This is a genomic window from Microbulbifer hydrolyticus (assembly GCF_009931115.1).
In the GTDB taxonomy this organism is placed as follows: domain Bacteria; phylum Pseudomonadota; class Gammaproteobacteria; order Pseudomonadales; family Cellvibrionaceae; genus Microbulbifer; species Microbulbifer hydrolyticus.
Window position 1 is genome coordinate 1,415,309 of sequence record NZ_CP047491.1, and the last position, 21,024, is coordinate 1,436,332.

Genomic DNA, 21,024 nt, shown 5'->3' on the forward strand with positions numbered 1-21,024 from the left:
CCGCGTCACGGCTGCCAGCGAAATCGTTCCAGGTCGACCTTGCCGCGCACCAGAGTTATCCCCTCGTCCTCCAGTCTGCGTTTCTGTCTCTGGTATCCCGGTTCCGGGATAGAAATCCTCCCCTGCGCATTGACGACCCGGTGCCAGGGAAGCTTGGTGTCTTTGGGGAGCTTCCTCAGGGTCTGGCCAACCAGTCTCGCCGCCCGAGGTAGCCCCGCCAGTTCTGCCAGTCCGCCGTAGGTAACGACTCGTCCCGGTGGGACGTGGGCAAGTGCAAGGCAGATGCGACTTGTGGCATCATGCCCCTCTATTTTTTCATGCTGTAGATGACTCAATTGTAAATCCGGTCTCGCCATGCTTTTTGGTTTATGGGTCGGTTTTCAGTAATAAATCCAGGCTATCGAAAGGTTGTTTCGTGCTTTCTGCTGTACCCAGTACTTTTTCTTTCCGTATTCTCTCGAGTTGGCGCGCTGCGCCCAGGTTCATTGGCGGCCTGGTCGCCGCGGCTCTCGCTGTATCCGCGTCCTATGCCGGCGCCGGTGTATTGAGCCTTACCAACGGTGACCGTATATACGGGGAACTGGTGGTTGTTGAACGGGACAATGTAATCTGGAAGTCAGAAACCTTCGGAGATATTACCGTAGCCAAAGAGAAAATCCTCTCACTGGAGACTGATAAGGACCTGAAGATCGCCGGCCGGGATGAACCCTGCGCGCTTGCGGGTCACCGCCGCCAGCAGTGGGAGCTGTACTGTGACGAAGGCTCCGGTTGGGTGATGGACTTTCCGGCGATTGATCGTGCAGAGCCTTACATCAACTTCGTCGGTAACCCGGTCATCTTCCGCGGCAATGTCGCGGCCTCTGGTGTTTTTGAAGAGGGCAACCGCGAGCGTGAAGACTGGGATATCAACACCAACTTCGACGTGCGCCACGGTGACTTCCACCATCTGATCGGCACCCAGTACCAGAACCAGAACAGTACCGAAGTGGACGATCTGGAAAAATACCGGCTGAGCTACGACCTGCGCTGGATTTTTGCCGAGAAGTGGTTTGCCGCCGGCAACAGCTCTTTGTTGCACGAAGAGGCGCGCAATCTTGATCTCGGCTCCACCGTCGGTCTCGGCCTCGGTTACCTGTTTTTTGATACCGATAAATCAGCCTTTTCCATCCAGGGCGGTGTGAGTAGCCTGAAAGAAGATTATATTGACCCGAGCCTGAGCGAAGATCCCAGCAAGCGCTACGCTGCGGGCCGGACGGCGTGGGACTTCCGGTATAAGTTCAATCTTGGGCCAGAGGTTTATTACAACCAGGAACTGCTGCAATCCCTGGATCGCAGTGAGGACTACCAGAGCAATGCGGAAATTGGTGTTCGCACACCGCTGGTAAAAGGCGTCCTTATGGAAGTCAAATACGCGTGGCAGTACGACAACACGCCGTCTCTGGACAGCGAAAAAGAAGACACCAAACTGACCATCGGCGTTGGTTACTCCTGGTAGCACACAGCCGGTTTTCACCTGACAGATTAAATTTTTGAGGTATTCATGCAGGTTACAGACAGCGTTATCGCGATCACGGGTGCCGGCCAGGGTTTGGGCCGGAGCATGGCCGAGTATCTTGCCGGGCGCGGTGCGCGTCTCGCGCTGATCGATGTCAATCAGGAGCTGCTCGACCAAAGCGTCGCGGCCTGTAGTGGCCTAGGTGCGGAAGCACGCAGCTATGTGATCAATGTTGCCGACGAGGAAGCGGTTGATAACGGCTTTGCCCAGATCGTCGCCGACTTTGGCGGGCTGGATGTACTGGTCAATAACGCCGGCATCATGCGCGATGGCATGTTGCTCAAAGTCAAAGACGGCAAGGTTGCCGAGCGTATGTCGCTGGCCCAGTGGCAATCGGTGATCGACGTAAACCTGACGGGCGTGTTCCTGTGCACGCGAGCCGCCGCTGCCGCCATGGCGGAAAAAGGCACTGGTGGCGTGATCGTCAATATCTCCAGCGTCTCCCGTGCCGGCAATATGGGGCAGACCAACTATTCGGCGTCGAAAGCCGGTGTGGCCACCATGACCGTTACCTGGGCGCGGGAATTGGCACGTTATGGTATCCGGGTCGCGGCCATTGCGCCGGGCTTTATTGGTACCGACATGGTGGCGCAGATGCGCCCGGAAATTCTCGAAGGGCTGGTGAAGCAGGTCCCGCTGCGCCGTATCGGCGAGCCGGACGAGATTGCCAGCACCGTTGCTTTCATTATCGACAACGACTATCTCACGGGGCGGGTAGTGGAAATCGACGGCGGCGCGCGCATGTAGGCCGATCAGGTCCGGCGATCATTGAAAAGGCGAGCCCACGGGCTCGCCTTTTACGTTTCTGGTCGCTGAATCTGTCCGTCCGCTATCAATTCGCCGGGTGCGCTCTCATACTACGCGCTCCACACCGCCCTCCAGCTTCCTCGAGAATATCCACTGCCAGAGCTGGATATGCCGTGCGCGGAAAGCGCCGGCGCAAGACAGCAGGTAGTATCGCCACATGCGATAAAACTGCCGGTCAAACTTTTCCGCAAACCTGTCCCAGTGGTTTTCAAAGTTCCGGTGCCACGCCATGAGTGTCTTGTCGTAGTCGCAGCCGAAATTATGCAGATCTTCCTCGATTAACAGCTGTTCCGCGCTGTCGCAGATCTGACCGGTCGAGGGCAGCTCACCGTTGGGGAAAATGTATTTTTCGATCCAGGCATCGGTGGTTGAGCGGCGTTGGTTCTTGCCGATGGTATGTAGTAGCAGACGCCCATTGTCCTTCAGGCATCGCCGGGCTACCTGCATGAACGTGCGGTGATTCTTGCGGCCAACGTGTTCGAACATACCGACGCTGGCGATACGGTCGAAGGGCTCGTCGAGCGAGCGGTAATCCCTAAGGTGCACGGTAATCGGCAGTTGAGCATAGCGCTCCTCGATATAACGGCACTGCTCACGGGAAACACTTACACCCACGCACTCCACCCCATAATGCTCTGCGGCATAGCTCACCAGGCTGCCCCAGCCACAGCCGATATCCAGTAAGCGCATGCCGGGCTTGAGGTCCAGTTTGCGACAAATCAGGTCCAGCTTGGCAGCCTGAGCCTGTTCCAGGTCCTTCGCCTCTCGCCAGTAACCACAACTGTATGTCATGCGACTGTCGAGCATGCATTGATAGAAATCGTTGCCGAGGTCGTAATGTCGCTCCGCCACCTGAAATGCCCGGCTGCGGCTCTGCAGGTTGACCAGATACGATCGGGCGATACGCCAGAGGTTACGGAGTGGCTGGATTCTGGTGTGCAGGTCCGCGCGAAGGAGATGGAAGAAAAACTGGTCCAGCGCCGGCACTGACCAGTCACCGCGCATGTAGGTCTCGCCGAGGCCGAGGCTGCCCCTGGCGACGATTTCATCGAGCGCACGATTGCGGTGTAGCTGCATGTCCCACGGGCGACTGCCATTGATACGCACATCGGCGGTGGCGAGAAGGTCATCGAGAAAATGCCGCGAACGGGCAATGCTGGCGGTATGCGGCGAACTGCTGTTGCTGTCCATATTGGGCTCCCGGGTAGCTGACGCCGATTTGCGCGTCACATTGGAGAGTGGCTACACTGCGAACCTGAATCCTGCCTGCGGCGGTTGCCGCTTCAGGTCTTTCAACAACTGCTTTATAAGCATTGTTTTGTACAACATCGTCAGTAATCATAATGGAAAAGATCAGTTTTGCCCGAGTGGTGGGTGACATTGGCTGATCCCAACTGCGGAGCCTCCCATGCGCCCATTGCTCATCCTGTTCATCGTCATGCCGATTCTGGAGATGTGGGTTCTGATCAGTGTCGGGCAGCAGATTGGCGCGCTCCCCACGATAGGCCTGGTATTGCTGACCGCCGTTGTTGGCCTCGCGTTGTTGCGCCGGCAGGGGATTTCCACCGTCATGCGTGCGCAACAGAAGATGCAGGCCGGGGAAATGCCCGCGCGGGAAATGGCCGAGGGTATCTTTCTTGCGGTAGGTGGAGCGCTACTGCTGACCCCGGGCTTTGTCACCGACGCCATCGGCTTCGCGTGCCTGATTCCGGGGCTGCGGCAGCTGATCCTCGGCAAGCTGCTGAGCCGGGTCGTGGTGATCCAGACCTCGAGCTACGGTCGGTATACCGGGGCTGGCCAGCATCCGGGGCAGGGGCCCCAGCCGGATCGCCAGCCCGGCGCACACGATGTGATCGAAGGGGATTACGAGCGTGAAGACCGCAAAGACCGTGACTGAGCTCCATGCAGCTGTATAAAAAACAGCCGCGTCTGCCGGTGCCCATTCCTCGCCACCGGCTTCCATCAATCTCACTCCAATCTCCCTTCACTTTTTTCACCTCCCGCTGTTGAAATCCATATTCGCGCCCTCAGATAGGGTTCACATCTGGTTTTTGCCCAGCTTCCTTACGGGGATGCGGGCAGGCTCCCGGGCCACAAGGGCCCAAGCCACTTGTTATTGCAACCCTAAATAACTCAATGGAGAGCAAATCCATGAAAATTCGTCCTTTACACGACCGCGTCGTAGTACGCCGTAAGGAAGAAGAAGCGAAATCCGCTGGCGGTATCGTGCTGCCGGGCGCTGCGAAAGAAAAGCCGAATCAGGGCGAAGTGGTTGCCGTTGGCGAAGGCAAATTGCTGGATAACGGCGATGTGCGCGCACTGTCTGTCAAAGTCGGTGACACCGTGGTATTCGGCCGTTATGCCGACAGCAACACCCTCAAGATGGACGGCGAAGAGCTGATCATCATGAGCGAAGGCGACATCTACGGTGTACTGGAGGGCTAAGGCCCCGGTACAGGACAACCACGAGCAGAATTGAGGAATAAAAGACCATGGCTGCAAAAGACGTTAAATTTGGTGACGACGCTCGCCAGAAAATGCTGAACGGCGTAAACATCCTGGCCGACGCAGTAAAAACCACCCTGGGCCCCAAAGGCCGTAACGTGGTACTGGACAAGTCCTTTGGCGCACCGACCGTCACCAAAGACGGGGTATCTGTCGCCAAAGAGATCGAACTGAAAGACAAGTTCGAAAACATGGGTGCCCAGATGGTGAAAGAGGTTGCCTCCAAGGCTTCCGACACCGCAGGTGACGGCACCACCACTGCGACCGTACTGGCCCAGGCCATCGTGACCGAAGGCCTCAAGTCCGTAGCGGCTGGCTTCAACCCGATGGACCTCAAGCGCGGCATCGACAAAGCGGTTACTGCTGCCGTTGCACACATCGCCAGTCTGGCGACCCCCTGTGCCGACAGCAAGTCTATCGCCCAGGTAGGCACCATCTCTGCGAACAGCGACGAGCACGTTGGCACCATCATCGCCGAAGCGATGGAGAAGGTGGGCAAAGAAGGTGTGATCACCGTTGAAGAAGGCCAGTCCCTGGAAAATGAACTGGACGTTGTAGAAGGTATGCAGTTCGACCGCGGCTACCTGTCTCCGTACTTCATCACCAACCAGGAAAACATGACTGCGGAGCTGGACAGCCCGTTCATCCTGCTGGTTGATAAAAAGATCTCCAACATTCGCGATCTGCTGCCGCTGCTGGAGCAGGTAGCCAAGGCTTCCAAGCCGCTGCTGATTGTCGCCGAAGACGTGGAAGGCGAAGCGCTGGCCACTCTGGTTGTAAACAGCATGCGCGGAATCGTGAAAGTAGCTGCGGTGAAGGCTCCCGGCTTCGGCGACCGTCGTAAAGCCATGCTGCAGGACATTGCCATCCTGACCGGCGGCACCGTGATTTCCGAAGAAGTTGGCCTGGAACTGGAAGCTACCACCCTGGAACACCTGGGCACCGCCAAGCGCGTGACCCTGTCCAAAGAAAACACCGTGATCGTTGATGGCGCTGGTGATGTCGGCGACATCGAAGCGCGTGTTAAGCAGATCCGTGCCCAGATCGAAGAATCTTCTTCCGACTACGATAAAGAGAAACTGCAAGAGCGCGTAGCCAAGCTGGCTGGTGGTGTTGCGGTAATCAAAGTTGGCGCTGCCACCGAAGTCGAAATGAAAGAAAAGAAAGCCCGCGTAGAAGACGCCCTGCATGCTACCCGTGCTGCAGTAGAAGAAGGCGTGGTTCCTGGCGGTGGTACCGCGCTGGTTCGTGCTACCCAGGCGATCTCCGTCACTGGCGACAACGAAGACCAGAACCACGGTATTGCCGCTGCATTGCGTGCGATGGAAATGCCGCTGCGTCAGATCGTTACCAATGCCGGTGACGAAGCTTCCGTTGTTGTAGACAAAGTGAAGCAGGGTAAAGGCAACTTCGGTTACAACGCTGGTACAGGTGAATACGGCGATATGCTGGAAATGGGTATCCTCGACCCCGCCAAAGTAACCCGCTCTGCACTGCAGGCGGCCGCCTCTATCGCTGGCCTGATGATCACCACCGAAGCCATGGTTGCAGACATTCCGGAAGACAAGCCGGCTGCACCTGACATGGGTGGCATGGGCGGAATGGGTGGCATGGGCGGCATGATGTAAGCCGGCCTACCAGCCAATCCAATAAAAAACCCCGCTTCGGCGGGGTTTTTTTATGTCTTGCCAGCTATCACCAGCTATCAAATATACAGGCAGCTAAGACGCGATCCGATAAACCGGTGTGGACTCTCTTATGCTATTGCCAGGATCAAGAGTATCCATAGGGCTGAGTACGCCCTTACTTCCCCGGTTTACCACATGGGTATAGATTTCTGTGATGCTAATATCTGAATGCCCCAATAATTCTTGAATGGTCCGAAGGTCGTATCCTGACTCCAGCAAATGGGTGGCAAAGCTATGCCGAAAAGCATGGGCCCGTGCGGGCTTGTGAATACCTGCAGCCTTCACAGCACGCCGAATCTGCTTTGCCAGAGCGGTTGGATGTAGATGATGCCGCCGGACCACTCCCGTGCGCGGGCAAGGGCCAACCTGGGAAGCGGGGAACAAGTACTGCCACGCTAGCTCCTTTGCGGCATTTGGGAACTTGCGCGCTAGCGCATCAGGGAGGTAAACCTCGCCAACGCCATCTGCCACGTCCTGCTCATGAAGAATACGCACACGCTCGATTTGCCGCCGTATATCCGGAACGAGGCCCTGTGGCAAAATCGTTGTGCGATCTTTGTTTCCTTTACCTGCTCGAACAAAAATATTATTGCTGTCGAAGTCCAGGTCCTTGACTCGCAAAGACAACAGTTCCGCCGAACGAAGCCCTCCACCGTAAAGTAACTGCACGCGTAACCGTGCGGCACCGGACAAGTGGCAAAGAATAGATGCAATTTCTGCACGGCTATATACAACTGGTAATCGTCGTGGCCGCCTCGCCTGGGTAAAAGACAGTCCGCTTAAGTCCTTATTTAGGAAGCGCGTAAACAGATAAACCAGAGCATTAAGCACAATGCGCTGTGTCCCCACCGAGCAATCACGAACCTCAGAGAGGTGCGTTAAAAAGTGCTCGACCTCTGGTGCCCCCATCTCCTGAGGATGTCGCTTCTGATGGAAAAGAATAAAACGCTTAATCCAATGGATGTAAGTTCGCTCAGTCGTATAAGCCAGCCCCGCATCTCGCATGTGTAACCGGAGCTTGTCTAAAAAACGAACGGGTCGTGTGGGAATCCTTTGCCTGATATTGTCCATTTTGCAACCAGCTTAACTGTTTTTATATACAGTAGTGGTCTGTATTTAATGAGTCAATACCGGATTCAGAAGCCTATGGCTTGTGTGCACGGAATAAAGTAGTCTAAGTTATTGATTCTAAAAGGCTTGGAAAAATAACTCAGAGCTAAAAAAATATCGAAAACAAAAGCCATAGGCTTTTTTTACTCGAGAACGTATTTTTTCGAATTACGTAAGCGTTTGATATCTATAGGATTTCTAGATGGCAAGGTTTTTGGCGCCAGTGTACACAAGCCCCGAACAATAGAAGCCTATGGCGTGTGAATAAAACTGTTAGGCGGAAAAATGTGCTTAGCAATGTACCTTTTTACAAATAGCTTACTTCCAGAGTCCAAGTGGAGCGAAGCCTACCCAAAAATGTGGCTGCAGAGAGTTGAGTTACAAAAAGACAAAGCTGTACTTCGCTGGCCTCACGGTCAAAATCACGCTTATTATGTCGGTGGGTATGAGGGATGCGGATGCGGTTGGCGAGCTATTTCTTACTGTGATGAGCCGGAAGAGATTGTACTTAAGAAAAAAGATCGCGAATCACTTCTCTTGTTGATTAAAGAGTTAGATCTTGAATCAACTTGGTTGGTTGTATGTTGGGAGGGGGACCAAGGTGAGCCCTTAGATGGTGTGGAATTGATAAGCATGGCTAATATTTCGGATGCCGAGTTTGAATTCCAAGAGTTACACCGCTATGAAATCGCCTAACAATCAGCGGCAGAGCGACAGCCAACGCTACGCACCTTTTGTGTTACTCGCTGTCGCTCAAACATTAACACAAAAAGTGCTCCGCGCTGGCTGCGCCTGCGCTGGGCGTTATATGAGTACGGATAGATGAAGATACTCAACCGATGTGTAAAAGACTTGACAATGGAAAATCCAAAGCAAGCTGTCTTGCTTCAAGCTGTTTGCTTTATTGGTTTCTGCACAGTAGTTCACTTTTTACTGTCAGTTCTGAATGACCATGACCCTAGTATAATTTTAATTGGAATCTATATTGTTGGGTCATTCTTAGCTGCTGCGCTTAAGGTTTTAATGGACCGGAGCGCCGTTGAATCCGGAGAAAACCCATTCATATAACAATGCCAGGCAGTATGCTACGGGCCTTCGGCCCTTCGCGGGACAGCTTACCTTGTGCACGTTTTGCGCGGGTCGCTGCGCTCCCATTTTTGCGCAAAACGTGCACAAGGTAAGCTGCCCCTGCTGGCGGCGTTAGGCATACGTGAGACTCATGAGATATCTCCTGTTTCTGTATTTTCTATTTTTTGGTACTCCAGTTATAGCTTGTATCGCCGATCCAAGCTCAACGATAGCTGTGGAGCCAAAACGATTCTTAGAAAAGTATGAAATCGTATTTTTCGGAAAAATTGTTTCTTTTGAAGAGGTGGGAGAAAATCATCAAATAATTACATTCGAGGTGCAAAAATCATTTAAAGGCCCTTCTGAAGACTATTTCATGGTGGAAAATAAAATTACTAGTACATGCTCAGACTGGATTGATGAAAATATCAGTCATTATTATGTATTTGGAAACGATTCGGGTTCTCCTAAAGTTATCCAAATCTCGGATTTTGCGTCATTTGTTCCAGCGCCAATGGCCAAAGAATATGGCATGGAGTTGCGGTGAAATGCCTAACAAGGCCGGGCAGTTTGCTCCGGGCCTTCGGCCCTCCGCGGGACAGCTTACCTTGTGCACGTTTTGCGCAGATCGCTGCGCTCCCATTTTTGCGCAAAACGCGCACAAGGTAAGCTGCCCCTGCCGGCGGCGTTATGAGCTAATCGAGCATGCTTAGAAGAAAATGCCCCAATTGCTCTAAGGAATCACTGAAAGTGCCGGTGTTGAGCAACAATTATATTTGCGCGGAGTGTGTATCAATATTCCATCAGCCATGGTGGGCAAACATGCTGGAGGCAGTGGTCGCTTCAACGCTTGGCACAGCTGCATTTCTTTACCTGTTGTTTAACTTTAGCTGGATAGGGCTTGCGGCTGTATTCTTAGCGTTGCCGCTTGTAGTGGATCAGCTTTTTAGGAGATTTGGCCCCATCAAATTGGGTGGAGTAAGAGGTGTGCTCCGTAAGCGCTCATAACAAGGCCGGGCAATTTGCTCCGGGCCTGCGGCCCTCCGCGGGACAGCTTACCTTGTGCACGTTTTGCGCAGGTCGCTGCGCTCCCATTTTTGCGCAAAACGCGCACAAGGTAAGCTGCCCCTGCCGGCGGCGTTAATGGTCGTCTGCACGTAAACCTTCACAAGGAAATTCTATGATTAATAGGTGCCCGGATAACTGTAATGGAGGAAAATCCGATCGCCAAAATGAGGTGACGGCGGCTCAAATTACGAAATTTCAGAGTCAGCTCAGTTGGAAATATCAAAATCTCCAGGCAAAGCCTACAGGTGTAATTACTGTGGTTGTGTATATCTAAGTGAAATTTCTGGTAAGAAAAAATTAGGCGACTTAGATGGCGGAGTCACAGGTATGGGATGGGTTTCAACCAATTACCCGTAGTTTGTGCCTCGGCAACCATTAACAAACGCAGGCAGGTTGCTCCGGCCCTCCGGGCCTCCGCGGGACGCCCAACGCTATGCACATTTTGTGCGGGTCGCTGCGCTCCCAGTTTCGCACAAAATGTGCATAGCATTGGTCTCCCCTGCTGCGGGCGTTAAGCTACGATGAAAAAAATACTACAAGCATTAATTTGTACATCAATAATATTGTTCTTCGGTTGCGCAGAGGACTTAGTGATTGAAGTTGAGCCACGCTATGGTTTCACTTTTGCTCCAGCAACTCACCTTACGGAAAATGACGAAATTTCAATCGAAATTTTAAGGCTTGGCAAGGAAGAAAGGCTCCGGTTCCATAAATGCGGTCCAGATTGTAATACGGCTGTTGAAGTTTCATCAGTTGGTGTAGAAAGCGTAAAAGGGAGCAATATAGTAACTTTTCATGCAAATGAAAATGGTAAATACTATTTCTGGTTAAACAATACCAAAGCCAAAGAACAGAAATCAGCTGTGAAAGTTAAGCGTGTAAAAAATACTTTAAAAGGCGCATTTCTCGAATTTGAATCAGGCTCGGAGATATTCATAATCCGAGGCAAAGCTTAACAAACGCAAGCAGGATGCTCCGGCCCTTCGGGCCTCCGCGGGACGCCCAACGCTATGCACATTTTGTGCGCGTCGCTGCGCTCCTAATTTCGCACAAAACGTGCACAGCATTGGTCGCCCCTGTTGCGGGCGTTATGCCATGAAGCCATGAAAGTAGAAAATATTGATCATCTAAATATTTCCGGGCCAGAGAATCTCATTGAGGAGGTCCGGGAATTTTACGAAGAGATTTTGGGCCTTAAAGTAGGTAAGCGACCCAGCTTCAGGCGCGCGGGGTATTGGCTTTATGCTTCAGAAAAAGCAATCATTCACTTAACTGTGTCTGAAGTTGATAGATCTGGCTCAAATACCTATTTAGATCACTTCGCATTCCGAGTATCTGGGCTTCCTTCGGCCAAAAAATGGTTAGATGAAAAAGGTATTGAATACAAGCAATCGATAGTCCCTGAAATGGATCAAGTGCAACTTTTTCTTTCAGATCCCGCTGGTAACGGGGTAGAGCTTAACTTCGTAGGGGAGCCCGCGGCATAACAAACAGCGGCAGAGCGACAGCCAACGCTACGCACTTTTTGTGTTACTCGCTGGCGCTCAAACATTAACACAAAAAGCGCTCCGCGCTGGCTGCGCCTGCGCTGGGCGTTAAATCTCTATGAATAAATTTGAAGAATTCGTTCCAGAGCTATCCAAGTGGAATAGTGGGGATGGCATTTCTCTGGGAAACTGGATTACTTGCATAGGTAGGTATGATCATTTTCTCGGTTACTTGGAACTTGTCTGGCCAAGATTTATCGTCGAGGATGATACTGTATTTGTTGATAGCCTTTGGGATAAATCAAGGTTTGAATATCTTGCTTTAAATCGTCCCAAAAAGTCTGACATTCAAAAATGCCTTAATATAATTGACATAGCAGGCCTCTTCTTAAACGCAAAAGAGGAAGTGACAGATGAATTTCTATTGTATTTGGCGTGTGCAGTGAGACAAGCTTGGGAGGCGAAATTAAAGAGCGATTTCCCGAACAGGAATTTTCAAGTGGTTATGGAGAACTTCCTCGAAGACCCAGATGATAGTGAGCTAAACGTATATTTCTATGAAGCCGAGATTTAACAAAGCCAGGCAGCGTGCTTCGGGCCTTCGGCCCTCCGCGGGACAGCTTACCTTGTGCACATTTCGCGCAGGTCGCTACGCTCCCATTTTCGCGCAAAACGCGCACAAGGCAATCTGCCCCTGCTGGCGGCGTTATGTGCAGGAAATCCGAGAATGAATAGGGTCATTTTTTTCGTCCTCATTTTGATGTCATTTGGTGTGAATGCGCTTTCTATTAGCTGTGATAACGGGCCAAAAATAGACAGAAATCAACTGTCTGACGCGGTAAAGAACTGGCATGTATCTAGAGAGCAGACAGAAGAAGATGGAATCTGGCTAGTATTTGACGGGGAAATTCAAACTAAGATAAGTGGCTTGGTTATAGCAGAGGCTCTCGCCAACATTACTGACGGCCTGTCTACCGAATACAGCTTTAATTTGGCTGTTCATGAGGCTGGCGACGTATCTTTTACAAGCTTCGTTGCTCGAGAGAGCAACTATAAAAACATAAGCATAATCCTACGTTACTCCGAAGAAGGGGCATGTCCTAGTAAAATGGCGTTTTACCAAGGGCAGGTTACCGCGCTGTGAGGCAGCACATAACAAAGCCGGGCAATATGCTTCGGGCCTGCGGCCCTCCGCGGGACAGCTTACCTTGTGCACATTTTGCGCAGGTCGCTACGCTCCCATTTTTGCACAAAACGCGCACAAGGTAAGCTGCCCCTGCCGGCGGCGTTATGTTTCGGTAGCAGAAAGCCAAGGAAAGCAAAATGTTCAGCTATAAAAATCTCAGAAGCGAAAACCTGAAACCGCTACTTGTAGTCGTCAAAATTTTGCATTTCATTTCCATTGCTGTACTTGCTTTAGTCCCGATCTGCATTATTCCTGGAATGTATATAGGTTTCTCCGTGCCATATATACTTTCTTTTGCCGTCTACGCAGCTTTTGGGATCATTTTGGCCGGGTTGCTAGCGTCGCTGGTAGCATTCGAAGAGAGTTATCGTCAAAGAACTGTACATTTAGAGGGTGCGCGGAGAGATCAAACATAACAATCACGGGCAGTGAAGCTCCGGCCCTTCGGGCCTCCGCGGGACAGCTTACCTTATGCACGTTTTGCGCGGTCGCTTCGCTCCCATTTTCGCGCAAATCGCGCATAAGGTAAGCCGCCCCTGCCGTGGGCGTTAAGTTTCGTCACATGAATAACTATGCGATTGAAGCAGATTATTATTTTTATGGAATCAAGCTAGGGATTCTTGATCCAGAATTAGCTATATCTTGGGCCTACAAAATAATTGAAAAAGAAGATAATCCCTCAGGAGAAATCATAGAAGTCGCGTTGAGTAAGCCTAGGGGGCCTAACGGAATTATGTCAGCCCTGCGTGAAGTTGAAGGTGAGCGTGATTCTCAACGTTCCGGATCCATGCTACTTTCAGAACTCCTCCGGCGCCTAGATAATGGTGCGTCGCCAACATCAATATCAACAAATGCGCTAAGCGTTGTTAGAGAAAGCAAATTTCCAGAAGAAACTGTTTTACAATTCAATGTTGTCGATGACGATGTTTTGCTCGCTGAGCAAGGAATTTACTCTGATTTAGAGCAAACTTACAAAGCGTTAAGGGATTTACTGCGGAAGCCCCAGCTCTGAAAAACTTAACAAGGCCGGGCAGTTTGCTCCGGGCCTGCGGCCCTCCGCGGGACAGCTTACCTTGTGCACCTTTTGCGCGGGTCGCTACGCTCCCATTTTCGCGCAAAATGCGCACAAGGTAAGCTGCCCCTGCCGGCGGCGTTAGTGATTCTATGAGTACAAAGTTATCTATCATACTTTTCACAATTTTGGCTCTTTCTCTATCAGGCAATGTATACCTGTATTCGAGCATGAGTAGCTTTAGAGAGGCATGGATAAATCAATTTATAACTACTGGCGAGATTGAAACGATTCTGAAAGCTTCACAGGGCGACTTCTCCCTGGAGGCACTACATAAAGTTTCAACGGAAAAGTTCGGCAGTGGCAACGTACACATAGTTGATCTAAAAGATAAGGATGCTGAGTTCGGATCTGATAGAGTGGCTTTGGGGGTAAATGACACTCTCATTTTCTTCAAGGACGGAATTTACTATGGTAGTAAGTCTAACCTCCGAAATCACTAACAATCAGCGGCAGAGCGACAGCCAACGCTACGCACCTTTTGTGTTTCTCGCTGGCGCTCAAACATTAACACAAAATGCGCTCCGCGCTGGCTGCGCCTGCGCTGGGCGTTATGAGTAAAATGAAGAAACTGCTATTCGCACTAGGATCTTTACTGTTCGCTCATCAGGTCTTGGCAACAAGTCTTAAGGTTCCAGTTGAGTATCCAGAATACGCGATTCAGAATTGTATTGAAGGTATCGTAAAATTTAGATACACCATTTCAATAGAAAATAAGCCCGAGAAGATCCAAATATTGGATGCCAACCCAAAAGGAATTTTTGAGGAAGCAACCATTAAAAATGTTTCTCGGTGGCACGTTGAAGGTGAGGTTGGCACCGTTCAGGAGAGCCAGTTAACGTATAAGTTGGCGAGTGACCAGGGCTGCAACTCATAACAATCACAGGCAGTATGCTACGGCCCTTCGGGCCTTCGCGGGACGTCTTACTTTGTGCACATTTTGCGCAGGTCGCTACGCTCCCATTTTTGCGCAAAATGTGCACAAAGTAAGCCGCCCCTGCTGTGGGCGTTATGTTCCCGAGTTACCCATGAGGAGAAAAATATCAAAAACGCAGTTAAGTATTTTGGGGTAGTACTATTCGGTGCAATGCTATCTGGATGTCTGTTAGAGCCCCATACTTCTGAGAAGTGGGAGTATAAAAGAATCGTTATAGATCCTCTTAATCGAAAGAGCCCGCTTCATCAGTTAGACCTTGCAAACATCGATGCTGATGAGCTAATTACCTTGTATCATCAAAGGCTAAATGATCTGGGTGCGGAAGGCTGGGAGCTTGTCCATGTCACCGAAGGCGAAGTACATTTCTTTAAACGGCGCCTGGAGTAAGTCCAGAACATAACAATCACGGGCAGTGAAGCTCCGGCCCTTCGGGCCTCCGCGGGACGTCTTACCTTATGCACGTTTTGCGCGGTCGCTTCGCTCCCATTTTCGCGCAAATCGCACATAAGCTAAGCCGCCCCTGCCGTGGGCGTTAACTGTAAAGTAGCCAGAATGAATAAATATATAGTTGCTCTTTTAATGATGCTGATTTTCGTTAACGTCAATGCGGCAATTCCCAGGGAGAAGGAGGTTCCAGGGGTTAAGGAAAATCTCTCTATCCCGGTTCCGGATGGTGAAAGTTTTTCAAACGTGAGGGCGCTTTGGCTGCAACAAGTACAAGAAAAATGTAACTTTAAAGAGTTTAAGATTATTCGGTATGCGGAGCGGCACGAGATGTATGGAGATGCACTTTCACTGAATCCGGCAACCGGAAAGTACGAGGCTCCAAAGTTCCCGGCGTCAGTTTCAGGAATTTACCAGTGCCTCGAAAACAGTTAACAATGCCAGGCAGGCTCGCCAAACCCCTTCGGGGTTGGGCTGGACGTCCTACTTTGTGCACTTTGTTACGCGGGTCGCTTCGCTCCCATTATCGCGCAACAAGGCGCACAAAGTAGGCCGCCCCTGCTGGCGGCGTTAGGGCTATTTCCAAAGGTAGAGCAAAAGGAGATTGATATGGCGAGTATGATTTATAAAGGTCCACAAGGGCGTATCACAAGAAAGGTATTTTTATATTTTGGCGCGATTCCATTCTTTGGAATCATGGCAATCTCAAGTTTTGTGGGCGCCGCAGTAGGATTGAGTGACAAAGAAATTTCCAGAATGCTCGTTTTTATGGTTCTGGTGTTTATCTATCCATGGGCGATGGTTTGCGTTAAGAGATTCCATGATGTTGGATTTCCTGGCTGGGCCTTCGCGGCAATGCTAATCCCATACTTAAACACAATCACGCTTATCTTCCTTGCTTGTTATCCAGGAGACAAAGGAGAGAATAAGTACGGCCCAGATCCCAAGAAGCCTAGGGTTGGCAAACCAGAAGAGGCATGATCCCTAACAATCACAGGCAGTTTGCTACGGCCCTTCGGGCCTCCGCGGGACGGCCTACGCTACGCTACGCTACGCTTCGGCCGCCCCTGCTGTGGGCGTTAAGTGTCAGTAATGTCAGAGCAAGAAATAGCATTTTTACTGGTCGGCTTATTTGTGCTCCTGTGTGTTGCGTTTTACGCTCACAAAAAGAGAAGTAAGCCTTGTGAAAAGTGTGGCGACGGAATGTTTCTTGCCAAGCTTGAAGATCCAGCTGGTATCAATGTAAAACCCAAAATCACTCTGTCGCTATATGCTGGCCCCAGAAAGTACAAAGAAACATGGCAGTGTAAAAATTGTGGAGAGCAAAAGGTTGTGAAGTACTGGGGAAGTTAGTGCGTGCCAGACCCAACACTTAACAAACGCAAGCAAGATGCTCCGGCCCTTCGGGCCTCCGCGGGACGCCCAACGCTATGCACATTTTGTGCGGGTCGCTGCGCTCCCAGTTTCGCACAAAATGTGCATAGCATTGGTCGCCCCTGTTGCGGGCGTTATGAGCCCTTGAAATGAAAACTTATGCAGCGTTAATACTTAGCTTTTTCTCCGCGCTAGCACAGGCTACTGATGCTATGAGAGCGGTTGGTTCCGTTCTTGAAGAAAGGGAGATAAATCTGGCTGCTGGTGAGGAAAGTACAGTTCCGCCTTGCACAAGATGGGTGCTTAAAAATGCACATAATCTTGATGAGTCGTCTTGGTTCAAAATTGATGGCAAAGTGAGAATCGTGTCAACTGCCAGAGAATTTCAAGATGTATATTACACCGCAGAAGGCAGCTTTAAGCTCATTCCTGGTATGGTGCTCGGGCCACAAATGGCCTTGCTAGAGCCTGGAACTAACGTAATCGCATTCTCACAACAGCCCAGTGAAGCATTCTGGTTTGTTGAGCAAAAGCTATATATGGGCATTGGCAAGCGCTGTGCCAATTCCAGCTCATAACAAATGCAAGCAGGATGCTCCGGCCCTGCGGGCCTCCGCGGGACGCCCAACGCTATGCACATTGTGTGCAGGTCGCTGCGCGCCCACTTTCGCACAAAATGTGCATAGCATTGGTCGCCCCTGTTGCGGGCGTTAAGTGATCACCATGGATCTAGCAATTGGAGTTATCTTTCTAGCGGTTTCGGGATACTACTGGTATGTCCATTTCCGCTTCTGGAAGCTATTGAAATCAGAGGCACCGGAGGTATACAAGAAGCACTCTAATTTCTCTCCAATACGATATGTGGGTGGTTTTGCATGGCTTGATTATGCTCTCCAACGAAAGTACCTAGAGTTAAAAAATAATAGAATTACTGATGCCGGCGAGCTTCTATGTCGGGTTCATCTAGGGCTTGGTACATTCGTAGGGTATTGCTTGCTAGCAATAGCATTTGGCGGAGTTGCGTGGTTGATATATAGCCTTGTGGTATAAATCACTTAACAAACGCAAGCAGAATGCTACGGCCCTTTCGGGCCTCCGCGGGACGCCCAACGCTATGCACATTTTGTGCGGTCGCTGCGCTCCCAATTTCGCACAAAACGTGCATAGCATTGGTCGCCCCTGTTGCGGGCGTTACATTTCTCAATGAGTATTCTCAAGATACATAGAGCTGCTGCCTGGATATGTTTGGGGCTATTCCCGATTGGTTTTTTAATCGGTGGTTGGGAGGATTCCTATGAGCAGACTCAAAAAGGGATTAAATATATGTTCATGGTGGGAGGCATATACCTCCCATTTTACTGTGCAAGAGTGATCCATCTAGGCAGAATGCCATTAATTGGCTATCCAAGTACTGTTTTGGAAAAGCAAAGAGATCCGGTACTATTTTGGTTCCTAATAGGTCTGTATATTTTCACCGCCATCGTTGGCGTAACCACGCCACTTCGGTGAAATGTAACAAGCGCAAGCAGGAATGCTCCGGCCCTTTGGGCCTGCGCGGGACGCCCAACGCTGTGCACCTTTTGCGCGGTCGCTGCGCTCCCATCATCGCGCAAAACGCGCACAACATTGGTCGCCCCTGTTGCGGGCGTTAGCTTTTTATCGAGGAATAACGAATGGATTCATTCATTGCACCAATACCAAAAATTCACTTTGACGCTGGACAATCCCTCCTCAACGAAAAGGATTGGATTGCTTTGGGAACGGATGCGTGGGAGTTAATGAAAGAATTTGAAGTCGGTGCAAATGTACTAATTTATGTGTCTCATGACCAGGCAGATCCTGTTTTTACACATAGAGCGGAGTTTTTTGGGCTTATTGATAACCCTGTAGACATGAAGAAGGCTGAAGTTGAGGGTTACCGGCCAAATACAGCTGTAGGAGAACCTTGGGTGTGTTACTGGCGTATCGGGAAAGTTGAAAAGTTGGTGGAACCAATCCCATTTGGCAGTGTTCAGTTAAAGTCGGGAAGGTATCTTACATCATACCCTCGGGGGCCAATGGCAACCAAAAGCTAACAAGCAGCGGCAGAGCGACAGCCAACGCTACGCACCTTTTGTGTTACTCGCTGGCGCTCGAACATTAACACAAAAGGCGCTCCGCGCTGGCTGCGCCTGCGCTTGGCGTTATGTTGCCAATACGTGAAGAGTAGCAATTCCCATGCGATTTTTACTTTTAAGCCTTCCGATATTATTGGCCACAGCATGTGCACACGACTTACATGGAAACTTTCAGTCTCATATGAGTAGCGGAGTTGGAGAAAGCATTGACGACCCTCACAACTGGGCAAGAAAAGACCGATTTGTGAGAGCTATAGAGCTGCCAGGAGGAAACATTGAAAACGAGTACAAGTTTCGAGGCAGCTGTAGATACTTTTATGAGTATGAGCCATCCTCTCGGGTGATTGTTGGGTGGCGTTTTGAAGGCAAAGAGGTAGATTGTGCTATTGCCCCATAGCTCCGCTTACAACATAACAAACGCAAGCAGGATGCTACGGTCCTGCGGGCCTCCGCGGGACGCCCAACGCTATGCACATTTTGTGCTGGTCGCTGCGCTCCCAGTTTCGCACAAAATGTGCATAGCATTGGTCGCCCCTGTTGCGGGCGTTAAGTGTCAGTAATGTCAGAGCAAGAAATAGCATTTTTACTGGTCGGCTTATTTGTGCTCCTGTGTGTTGCGTTTTACGCTCACAAAAAGAGAAGTAAGCCTTGTGAAAAGTGTGGCGACGGAATGTTTCTTGCCAAGCTTGAAGATCCAGCTGGTATCAATGTAAAACCCAAAATCACTCTGTCGCTATATGCTGGCCCCAGAAAGTACAAAGAAACATGGCAGTGTAAAAATTGTGGAGAGCAAAAGGTTGTGAAGTACTGGGGAAGTTAGTGCGTGCCAGACCCAACACTTAACAAACGCAAGCAAGATGCTCCGGCCCTTCGGGCCTCCGCGGGACGCCCAACGCTATGCACATTTTGTGCGGGTCGCTGCGCTCCCAGTTTCGCACAAAATGTGCATAGCATTGGTCGCCCCTGTTGCGGGCGTTAAGCATCATATGAAAATGAGCCACGAGGAATACATCGAGAAGCAACGTAAGCGTGCTGCGGAAGTTGCAAGCGGAATGCTAGATGGATCTATTCATTATTTAGAGGGAGCAATTGAATTGTCTTCGTTAAGATTTGAGGTTGGCTTACCTGACGATGACAGAGATTTCCTAGCATTTGCCGGTGTGTCTTCAGAGATTGACCATTTACCTATTGGTGCGCCAAGGCAGTACTGGTCAAAGGATGCTCTGGAACGGCACGAGCTAGAGATACAGCAAACTATTAAGTGGGCAATGGAAGTCTCATTGTCAGAATGTAAATCTATCGTTGCAAGGTTCAATGCTTAACAAACGCAGTCAGTGCGACATTTATTCCGGCGCTTTTTGTATGCCAATCGCTACGCTGGCATACAAATACCACCTACATAAATGCTCCTGCTGCGGGCGTTAGCAATACGAGTGAAGCGAAGTTTCTTTGCGCTGAGTAATATGAGCAGAGTTGAAAAAATAAAAAGTTACTGCTGTATTGGCCTATTTTCTTCTGTCGAGGAAGCTGAGAGTGGTGATGAAGTTATTGTTAAATTCACCGGTTCATTCCAGGGCGATTCAGCCTGGTACATTGAGGTTCCAGAAAGGGTGATTGGCGGAGGGAATCTCATCTCATATTGTCCTTGGTGCGGCACTAAGCTTCCTAAATCGCCATATGGAGCGAGAGGACCCGTAGATTGAGTGCCACCAAATTGCTAACAATCACAGGCAGTAAAGCTCCGGCCCTTCGGACCTCCGCGGGACGTCTTACCTTGTGCACCTATTGCGCGGGTCGCTACGCTCCCATTTTCGCGCAAGAGGCGCACAAGGTAAGCCGCCCCTGCTGTGGGCGTTACATTTTAAGATCATGATCATAGAAACTAAATTAGAAGAAAAAGATTGGAAGGTCTTTAGTCACTACATCCGGGCCAAAGCATTGGAAGATGCCAAGTCTTGGATTGATTCCCCTTTGTTCAATGTTTTCATTTGGCTGATGATTGCGGTCGTAATTTTGGGTGTTACACGGCCCGAGATGGGGTTGCACTGGCAGTCGGCAGCATTCTCCGCTGTCGTCTGCGCAGTTCTATTCTTCTCGATATATTCTAAAGAAGTTAAATTTCTAAAAAATCTACTACCGACTGCAGATAACTCAATCTATGAAAAGCGAGTAATAGAGGTGTCGGAGAGCGGCATTAGAAGTAAAAATTGTAAACATGATGTTTTTCTCAGCTGGGATAATTTTACTTCCATAGAATACGAGCGCGGATTGATAATGTTTTTTATAAGCCGGGCGAACGCAATTGTAATACCAGAAGCACAGGTGCCAGAACCCATGGAGCTCGTGGAGAAAGTTCGTGCCCTCGTCAAAATGTAACAAGGCCGGGCAGTTTGCTACGGGCCTACGGCCCTCCGCGGGACAGCTTACCTTGTGCGCGTTTTGCGCAGGTCGCTACGCTCCCATTTTTGCGCAAAACGCGCACAAGGTAAGCTGCCCCTGCCGGCGGCGTTATGTGATCATTGGAGCAGTCAGTGATATCTAATGTTATTTCTTTAATTGCTCTATTGGGTGCAAGTGATGACGGTAATACTCTCAGCTGTCTTGAG

25 protein-coding genes are annotated in these 21,024 nt (G+C 50.4%); 22 read left to right on the forward strand and 3 right to left on the reverse strand.

What is annotated here, in order from left to right; translation table 11 throughout:
- Positions 1-5 precede the first annotated feature (5 nt).
- Positions 6-335, reverse strand: coding sequence for an MGMT family protein (locus tag GTQ55_RS05955; protein WP_237567849.1), 330 nt, complete (start codon positions 333-335; stop codon positions 6-8).
- An 80-nt stretch (positions 336-415) separates the two neighbouring features.
- Here GTQ55_RS05955 and GTQ55_RS05960 point away from each other — a divergent pair, with 80 nt between their 5' ends.
- On the forward strand, positions 416-1,495 hold the full coding sequence (locus tag GTQ55_RS05960; protein ID WP_161857904.1) for a DUF481 domain-containing protein: 1,080 nt from the start codon (positions 416-418) through the stop codon (positions 1,493-1,495).
- A gap of 45 nt (positions 1,496-1,540) precedes the next feature.
- The gene (locus GTQ55_RS05965) at positions 1,541-2,302 is read left to right on the forward strand and encodes an SDR family oxidoreductase (RefSeq protein WP_161857905.1); all 762 of its coding nucleotides are present in this window, start codon (positions 1,541-1,543) and stop codon (positions 2,300-2,302) included.
- Positions 2,303-2,407: 105 nt separating this feature from the next.
- Here GTQ55_RS05965 and cfa read toward each other — a convergent pair whose 3' ends face one another.
- Positions 2,408-3,469 carry a cyclopropane fatty acyl phospholipid synthase gene (gene cfa / locus GTQ55_RS05970; protein WP_375791550.1) on the reverse strand — a complete coding sequence of 354 codons (1,062 nt, stop codon included), beginning with the start codon at positions 3,467-3,469 and terminating at the stop codon, positions 2,408-2,410.
- Between the two features lie 301 nt (positions 3,470-3,770).
- Between cfa and GTQ55_RS05975 the strand changes: the two genes are divergently transcribed.
- The 3 genes from GTQ55_RS05975 (at position 3,771) to groL (ending at position 6,495) form a co-directional block, all read left to right on the forward strand.
- Positions 3,771-4,259 (forward strand): FxsA family protein, encoded by a 489-nt coding sequence (locus GTQ55_RS05975; RefSeq protein WP_161857907.1) that lies wholly within the window; start codon positions 3,771-3,773, stop codon positions 4,257-4,259.
- A gap of 254 nt (positions 4,260-4,513) precedes the next feature.
- Entirely contained in the window at positions 4,514-4,807 is a 294-nt protein-coding gene (locus tag GTQ55_RS05980; protein ID WP_161857908.1) for a co-chaperone GroES, read from the forward strand.
- A gap of 47 nt (positions 4,808-4,854) precedes the next feature.
- Positions 4,855-6,495: a chaperonin GroEL gene (gene groL / locus GTQ55_RS05985; protein WP_161857909.1), complete on the forward strand. Its 1,641-nt coding sequence runs from the start codon at positions 4,855-4,857 to the stop codon at positions 6,493-6,495.
- Between the two features lie 93 nt (positions 6,496-6,588).
- On the opposite strand, the gene GTQ55_RS05990 is transcribed toward groL, so the two are convergent.
- Complete coding sequence (locus tag GTQ55_RS05990) at positions 6,589-7,626, reverse strand: integron integrase (RefSeq protein ID WP_161857910.1); 1,038 nt, start codon at positions 7,624-7,626, stop codon at positions 6,589-6,591.
- Between the two features lie 336 nt (positions 7,627-7,962).
- On the opposite strand from GTQ55_RS05990, the gene GTQ55_RS05995 reads away from it, so the two are divergent.
- The 17 genes from GTQ55_RS05995 to GTQ55_RS06080 all read left to right on the forward strand — a co-directional run bounded on the left by GTQ55_RS05995 (position 7,963) and on the right by GTQ55_RS06080 (position 20,794).
- Positions 7,963-8,361: a hypothetical protein gene (locus GTQ55_RS05995; RefSeq protein ID WP_161857911.1), complete on the forward strand. Its 399-nt coding sequence runs from the start codon at positions 7,963-7,965 to the stop codon at positions 8,359-8,361.
- A gap of 523 nt (positions 8,362-8,884) precedes the next feature.
- Complete coding sequence (locus GTQ55_RS06000) at positions 8,885-9,280, forward strand: hypothetical protein (protein ID WP_161857912.1); 396 nt, start codon at positions 8,885-8,887, stop codon at positions 9,278-9,280.
- A gap of 1,111 nt (positions 9,281-10,391) precedes the next feature.
- On the forward strand, positions 10,392-10,757 hold the full coding sequence (locus tag GTQ55_RS06005; RefSeq protein ID WP_183946725.1) for a hypothetical protein: 366 nt from the start codon (positions 10,392-10,394) through the stop codon (positions 10,755-10,757).
- A 147-nt stretch (positions 10,758-10,904) separates the two neighbouring features.
- Complete coding sequence (locus GTQ55_RS06010) at positions 10,905-11,288, forward strand: VOC family protein (protein ID WP_161857914.1); 384 nt, start codon at positions 10,905-10,907, stop codon at positions 11,286-11,288.
- A 118-nt stretch (positions 11,289-11,406) separates the two neighbouring features.
- Positions 11,407-11,862 (forward strand): hypothetical protein, encoded by a 456-nt coding sequence (locus GTQ55_RS06015; RefSeq protein WP_161857915.1) that lies wholly within the window; start codon positions 11,407-11,409, stop codon positions 11,860-11,862.
- Positions 11,863-12,015: 153 nt separating this feature from the next.
- A complete protein-coding gene (locus tag GTQ55_RS06020) occupies positions 12,016-12,432 on the forward strand; it encodes a hypothetical protein (RefSeq protein ID WP_161857916.1) in 417 nt (138 codons plus the stop codon).
- A gap of 179 nt (positions 12,433-12,611) precedes the next feature.
- Entirely contained in the window at positions 12,612-12,890 is a 279-nt protein-coding gene (locus tag GTQ55_RS06025; RefSeq protein ID WP_161857917.1) for a hypothetical protein, read from the forward strand.
- A gap of 146 nt (positions 12,891-13,036) precedes the next feature.
- The gene (locus tag GTQ55_RS06030) at positions 13,037-13,486 is read left to right on the forward strand and encodes a hypothetical protein (protein WP_161857918.1); all 450 of its coding nucleotides are present in this window, start codon (positions 13,037-13,039) and stop codon (positions 13,484-13,486) included.
- Between the two features lie 577 nt (positions 13,487-14,063).
- Positions 14,064-14,423 (forward strand): energy transducer TonB, encoded by a 360-nt coding sequence (locus tag GTQ55_RS06035; protein ID WP_161857919.1) that lies wholly within the window; start codon positions 14,064-14,066, stop codon positions 14,421-14,423.
- Positions 14,424-15,035: 612 nt separating this feature from the next.
- Positions 15,036-15,362, forward strand: coding sequence for a hypothetical protein (locus GTQ55_RS06040; RefSeq protein WP_161857920.1), 327 nt, complete (start codon positions 15,036-15,038; stop codon positions 15,360-15,362).
- A 174-nt stretch (positions 15,363-15,536) separates the two neighbouring features.
- Positions 15,537-15,908 (forward strand): DUF805 domain-containing protein, encoded by a 372-nt coding sequence (locus tag GTQ55_RS06045; protein ID WP_161857921.1) that lies wholly within the window; start codon positions 15,537-15,539, stop codon positions 15,906-15,908.
- A 111-nt stretch (positions 15,909-16,019) separates the two neighbouring features.
- Positions 16,020-16,280: a hypothetical protein gene (locus GTQ55_RS06050; RefSeq protein ID WP_161857922.1), complete on the forward strand. Its 261-nt coding sequence runs from the start codon at positions 16,020-16,022 to the stop codon at positions 16,278-16,280.
- Positions 16,281-16,450: 170 nt separating this feature from the next.
- Positions 16,451-16,879 (forward strand): hypothetical protein, encoded by a 429-nt coding sequence (locus tag GTQ55_RS06055; protein WP_161857923.1) that lies wholly within the window; start codon positions 16,451-16,453, stop codon positions 16,877-16,879.
- Positions 16,880-17,974: 1,095 nt separating this feature from the next.
- The gene (locus GTQ55_RS06065; RefSeq protein WP_161857925.1) at positions 17,975-18,376 is read left to right on the forward strand and encodes a hypothetical protein; all 402 of its coding nucleotides are present in this window, start codon (positions 17,975-17,977) and stop codon (positions 18,374-18,376) included.
- Between the two features lie 601 nt (positions 18,377-18,977).
- Positions 18,978-19,238 (forward strand): hypothetical protein, encoded by a 261-nt coding sequence (locus GTQ55_RS06070; RefSeq protein WP_161857922.1) that lies wholly within the window; start codon positions 18,978-18,980, stop codon positions 19,236-19,238.
- Positions 19,239-19,410: 172 nt separating this feature from the next.
- Positions 19,411-19,740, forward strand: a complete 330-nt coding sequence (locus GTQ55_RS06075; RefSeq protein ID WP_237567850.1) for a DUF2489 domain-containing protein — start codon at positions 19,411-19,413, stop codon at positions 19,738-19,740.
- Between the two features lie 454 nt (positions 19,741-20,194).
- A complete protein-coding gene (locus GTQ55_RS06080; protein ID WP_161857927.1) occupies positions 20,195-20,794 on the forward strand; it encodes a YcxB family protein in 600 nt (199 codons plus the stop codon).
- The last annotated feature ends 230 nt before the right edge of the window (positions 20,795-21,024 follow it).

Coding starts and splice junctions, on each gene's coding strand:
- GTQ55_RS06070 (WP_161857922.1), top strand. CDS start 18,978: ATGTCAGAGCAAGAAATAGCATTTTTACTGGTCGGCTTATTTGTGCTC.
- GTQ55_RS05975 (WP_161857907.1), top strand. CDS start 3,771: ATGCGCCCATTGCTCATCCTGTTCATCGTCATGCCGATTCTGGAGATG.
- GTQ55_RS06045 (WP_161857921.1), top strand. CDS start 15,537: ATGGCGAGTATGATTTATAAAGGTCCACAAGGGCGTATCACAAGAAAG.
- GTQ55_RS06055 (WP_161857923.1), top strand. CDS start 16,451: ATGAAAACTTATGCAGCGTTAATACTTAGCTTTTTCTCCGCGCTAGCA.
- GTQ55_RS06075 (WP_237567850.1), top strand. CDS start 19,411: ATGAGCCACGAGGAATACATCGAGAAGCAACGTAAGCGTGCTGCGGAA.
- GTQ55_RS05965 (WP_161857905.1), top strand. CDS start 1,541: ATGCAGGTTACAGACAGCGTTATCGCGATCACGGGTGCCGGCCAGGGT.
- GTQ55_RS06025 (WP_161857917.1), top strand. CDS start 12,612: ATGTTCAGCTATAAAAATCTCAGAAGCGAAAACCTGAAACCGCTACTT.
- GTQ55_RS06020 (WP_161857916.1), top strand. CDS start 12,016: ATGAATAGGGTCATTTTTTTCGTCCTCATTTTGATGTCATTTGGTGTG.
- GTQ55_RS05995 (WP_161857911.1), top strand. CDS start 7,963: ATGTACCTTTTTACAAATAGCTTACTTCCAGAGTCCAAGTGGAGCGAA.
- GTQ55_RS06065 (WP_161857925.1), top strand. CDS start 17,975: ATGGATTCATTCATTGCACCAATACCAAAAATTCACTTTGACGCTGGA.
- GTQ55_RS06015 (WP_161857915.1), top strand. CDS start 11,407: ATGAATAAATTTGAAGAATTCGTTCCAGAGCTATCCAAGTGGAATAGT.
- groL (WP_161857909.1), top strand. CDS start 4,855: ATGGCTGCAAAAGACGTTAAATTTGGTGACGACGCTCGCCAGAAAATG.
- GTQ55_RS06050 (WP_161857922.1), top strand. CDS start 16,020: ATGTCAGAGCAAGAAATAGCATTTTTACTGGTCGGCTTATTTGTGCTC.
- GTQ55_RS06035 (WP_161857919.1), top strand. CDS start 14,064: ATGCGCTCCGCGCTGGCTGCGCCTGCGCTGGGCGTTATGAGTAAAATG.
- GTQ55_RS06010 (WP_161857914.1), top strand. CDS start 10,905: ATGAAAGTAGAAAATATTGATCATCTAAATATTTCCGGGCCAGAGAAT.
- GTQ55_RS06030 (WP_161857918.1), top strand. CDS start 13,037: ATGAATAACTATGCGATTGAAGCAGATTATTATTTTTATGGAATCAAG.
- GTQ55_RS05990 (WP_161857910.1), bottom strand. CDS start 7,626: ATGGACAATATCAGGCAAAGGATTCCCACACGACCCGTTCGTTTTTTA.
- GTQ55_RS05980 (WP_161857908.1), top strand. CDS start 4,514: ATGAAAATTCGTCCTTTACACGACCGCGTCGTAGTACGCCGTAAGGAA.
- GTQ55_RS06040 (WP_161857920.1), top strand. CDS start 15,036: ATGAATAAATATATAGTTGCTCTTTTAATGATGCTGATTTTCGTTAAC.
- GTQ55_RS06000 (WP_161857912.1), top strand. CDS start 8,885: ATGAGATATCTCCTGTTTCTGTATTTTCTATTTTTTGGTACTCCAGTT.